The sequence below is a fragment of the Staphylococcus sp. EG-SA-2 genome (genome assembly GCF_017152085.1).
This window is the reverse complement of the sequence record NZ_JACYHC010000488.1, coordinates 1-4,259: the sequence shown is the minus strand read 5'-3', so window position 1 is coordinate 4,259 and position 4,259 is coordinate 1. Positions and strand designations below refer to the sequence as shown.

Here is a 4,259-nt window from a genome sequence, read left to right as displayed (position 1 = left end):
TTGGTACCAGAGGGGCATCCAACACACCCTTTAACCAAAACGAAATTGCCCTTAACTATGGAAGAAGTACGAGCATATGCACCTGAGTTTGAAAAAGAAATCCCTTTGCAAATTATGATGATTGAAAAAGATCATGTTGTGTGCACAGCTATGGATGGTAATGATCAATTTATTATTGATGAAATAATTCCCGAATACTACAATCAGATTCGTGTGTTTTTAAAGAGTTTAGGTTTGAAAAGTGAAGACTATAGAGCGATTTTAGTACATCCTTGGCAATATGATCATACGATAGGGAAATATTTTGAAGCATGGATTGCTAAAAAAATATTAATTCCAACGCCGTTTACAATACTTTCAAAAGCAACTTTATCATTTAGGACGATGTCTTTAATTGATAAACCATACCATGTTAAGTTGCCCGTCGATGCACAAGCAACAAGTGCCGTTAGAACAGTCTCAACTGTGACTACTGTAGATGGACCAAAGTTAAGTTATGCTTTACAAAACATGTTGAATCAATATCCAGGATTTAAAGTTGCTATGGAACCGTTCGGTGAATATGCAAATGTTGATAAAGATAGGGCACGTCAGCTTGCTTGTATTATAAGACAAAAGCCTGAAATTGATGGAAAAGGTGCAACAGTAGTTAGTGCAAGTCTAGTTAATAAAAATCCAATAGATCAAAAAGTTATCGTGGATAGTTACTTAGAGTGGTTAAATCAAGGAATTACTAAAGAAAGTATTACGACATTTATTGAACGATACTCTCAAGCATTAATCCCGCCTTTAATTGCTTTTATTCAAAATTATGGAATTGCATTAGAAGCACACATGCAAAATACAGTAGTGAACTTGGGGCCACATTTTGACATTCAATTTTTAGTGAGAGATTTAGGTGGTTCTAGAATTGATTTAGAAACATTACAACATCGTGTATCAGATATTAAAATTACAAATGATAGTTTAATAGCTGATTCTATAGATGCAGTGATTGCAAAATTCCAACATGCTGTTATTCAAAATCAAATGGCAGAATTAATCCATCATTTTAATCAGTATGATTGTGTTGAAGAAACCGAATTATTTAACATAGTACAGCAAGTAGTAGCGCATGCTATTAACCCAACACTACCACATGCAAATGAGTTAAAAGATATTTTGTTTGGACCAACAATTACTGTCAAAGCGTTGTTAAATATGAGAATGGAAAATAAAGTAAAGCAATATTTAAATATTGAGTTAGATAATCCGATAAAAAAAGAGGTGTAGTACTACATGGCACACGTTAACATAAATATATCGAAGATTAAATATAACGCCAAAGTACTTCAAACAGTTTTTCAAAGTAAAAATATACAATTCACACCAGTAATTAAGTGTATAGCTGGTGACCGTACAATTGTAGAAAGCTTAAAAGCGTTAGGTATCAATCATGTTGCAGAATCCAGATTGGATAACATAATTAGTATTGCAGATCAGGATTTAACATATACGTTATTGCGTACGCCTGCCAAAAAAGAGATTTCAGATATGATAGAAAAAGTTGATATGAGTATCCAAACAGAATTATCTACCATACATCAAATAAATGAAGTAGCAGAAGTTTTAGGAAAAAAACATAAGATTTTATTAATGGTAGATTGGAAAGATGGCCGTGAAGGTGTTCTGACTTATGATGTTTTAGATTATATTAAAGAGATTATTCACTTGAAAAATATCCATTTTGTAGGTTTAGCATTCAATTTTATGTGTTTTAAATCTGATGCGCCAAGTGATGATGATATCTTTATGATTAATCGATTCGTCTCAGCTGTTGAAAGAGAAATAGGATATCGATTGAAAATTATTTCAGGTGGTAATTCGAGCATGTTACCACAACTTTTATATAATGATTTGGGTAAAATAAATGAATTGCGAATAGGTGAAACGTTGTTTAGAGGTGTTGATACAACGACAAATCAAGCGATCGCTATGTTATATCAAGATGCGATTACATTGGAGGCTGAGATTTTAGAAATTAAACCTCGAGTTAATACACAAACGCATGAATCATTCTTACAAGCTATTGTAGATATTGGTTATTTAGATACAAAAGTCGATAATATTTCACCTATGGATCAGCATATCAATATTTTAGGCGCTTCGAGTGATCATTTAATGCTTGATTTAAATGGTCAAGGACACTATCAAGTTGGAGATCATATATCTTTTTCATTAAATTATGAAGCACTTTCTCATTCGATGTATATGAAAAATTTACATAAGGTATATATTGATGATTCAAAGATTGATACGCTACTTCAAAATTTTGATGTGAAATCTCCTGCTATGGTAAACCAATATTAATATATTTATCAATAAGTCTAAGTTGACAAGTTATACTACATATCGTTTGCACGGTTGTATCATAATTGTTCAACTTAGATTTTTTGTATTTGTTGATTTATCAAATTAAGTGCAACAGTTCGTCACATAAAATTGCAACAGATAATATCAGCTGAATTACAGGGATAACGGTCATACTAAATGGTGTCAATTGTATTAATGCAAAGATGATATAGCAATGATACATTATCAATATTTTTTCTAAGGAAATGTGCTAATTGTAGTCATAATTACTAGAGGAAATATATAGTCATACATTTTAGTAATATAAAAAAGATTGAACGCTACTTGACAATGATAATTGTTATCAATAAAATAATAAATGAAGTTATACATATTAAGGAGTGGAACGATGAGAGGTCTAAAAACTTTTAGTATATTGGGATTAATAGTTGCCTTACTTTTAGTTGCAGCTTGTGGTAATACGGATAATTCAAGTAAAAAAGAATCATCAACTAAAGATACTATTTCGGTAAAAGATGAAAATGGTACAGTAAAAGTACCTAAAGATGCAAAACGTATCGTTGTATTAGAGTACTCATTTGCAGATGCATTAGCAGCATTAGACGTTAAACCAGTTGGTATTGCTGATGATGGTAAGAAAAAACGTATCATTAAACCAGTTAGAGAAAAAATTGGGGATTATACTTCTGTAGGTACACGTAAACAGCCAAACTTAGAGGAAATTAGTAAATTAAAACCGGATTTAATTATCGCTGATAGCAGTAGACATAAAGGTATTAATAAAGAATTAAACAAAATTGCACCAACATTATCATTAAAGAGTTTTGATGGAGACTACAAACAAAACATTAATTCGTTCAAAACAATTGCTAAAGCTTTAAATAAAGAAAAAGAAGGCGAAAAACGTCTTGCTGAGCATGATAAATTAATCAATAAGTATAAAGATGAAATTAAATTTGATAGAAATCAAAAAGTGCTTCCAGCAGTAGTTGCTAAAGCTGGTTTATTAGCACATCCAAACTATTCATATGTTGGACAATTTTTAAACGAACTAGGATTTAAAAATGCATTAAGTGACGATGTAACAAAAGGTTTAAGTAAATATTTGAAAGGACCTTACTTACAATTAGACACTGAACATTTAGCTGATTTAAATCCAGAGCGTATGATCATTATGACAGATCATGCTAAAAAAGATTCTGCTGAATTCAAGAAGTTACAAGAAGATGCAACATGGAAAAAGTTGAATGCAGTTAAAAATAATCGCGTGGATATTGTTGACCGTGATGTTTGGGCAAGATCTCGTGGCTTAATTTCTTCTGAAGAAATGGCTAAAGAACTTGTTGAATTATCAAAAAAAGAACAAAAGTAAGGTGGAAGTAAATGGCTATAAAAGAAATAAGTAGCCAATCTGCCATAGATCATAAAAGAAAAAGACGCACAACACTCACGTATATAGTGAGTTTGTGCTTTCTTTTTATTTGTATATATTTAAATATGGCGATTGGTTCTTCGAAAATTAATTTTAGCGATATCATTCACTATGTTACTGGTCATACAGATACGAAAGCAACGTTTTTATTGCATAATGTACGTATGCCAAGGATGATTGCAGGGTTATTTATTGGCGGTGCATTAGCGGTATCTGGTTTGTTAATGCAAGCAATGACACGCAATCCGCTAGCATCACCTAAAATTTTTGGTGTCAGTTCTGGTGCATCGTTTTTCATTGTATTTGTGACGATTATCATTCCATCATTAGAATATTATGCATTATATTTAGGTGTGATAGGTGCATTTATAGGTGGTTTAACTGTTTATACACTTTCAGGTGCTACGAAAGGTATGACACCCATTAAATTAGCATTGGCTGGTATGGCCATCCATTTGTTTTTTAGTAGTATGAC

General features: G+C 31.7%; 5 protein-coding genes. 4 read left to right on the top strand and 1 reads right to left on the bottom strand.

The window, feature by feature from the left end; translation table 11 throughout:
- Positions 1 to 1,272, top strand: a 1,272-nt coding sequence (sfaB, locus tag IDG60_RS07520; RefSeq protein WP_206160586.1) for an IucA/IucC family protein, incomplete at its 5' end; no start/stop codon positions are given.
- A 6-nt stretch (positions 1,273 to 1,278) separates the two neighbouring features.
- Positions 1,279 to 2,349, top strand: coding sequence for a staphyloferrin A biosynthesis protein SfaC (sfaC, locus tag IDG60_RS07515; RefSeq protein ID WP_000951624.1), 1,071 nt, complete (start codon positions 1,279 to 1,281; stop codon positions 2,347 to 2,349).
- A 100-nt stretch (positions 2,350 to 2,449) separates the two neighbouring features.
- Here sfaC and IDG60_RS07510 read toward each other — a convergent pair whose 3' ends face one another.
- The gene (locus tag IDG60_RS07510; protein ID WP_001789076.1) at positions 2,450 to 2,575 is read right to left on the bottom strand and encodes a hypothetical protein; all 126 of its coding nucleotides are present in this window, start codon (positions 2,573 to 2,575) and stop codon (positions 2,450 to 2,452) included.
- Positions 2,576 to 2,740: 165 nt separating this feature from the next.
- On the opposite strand from IDG60_RS07510, the gene IDG60_RS07505 reads away from it, so the two are divergent.
- Together IDG60_RS07505 and IDG60_RS07500 are read left to right on the top strand one after the other, a co-directional pair.
- On the top strand, positions 2,741 to 3,724 hold the full coding sequence (locus IDG60_RS07505) for an ABC transporter substrate-binding protein (protein WP_001214661.1): 984 nt from the start codon (positions 2,741 to 2,743) through the stop codon (positions 3,722 to 3,724).
- A gap of 11 nt (positions 3,725 to 3,735) precedes the next feature.
- On the top strand, positions 3,736 to 4,259 hold a 524-nt coding region (locus IDG60_RS07500; protein ID WP_206160585.1), incomplete at its 3' end, for a FecCD family ABC transporter permease.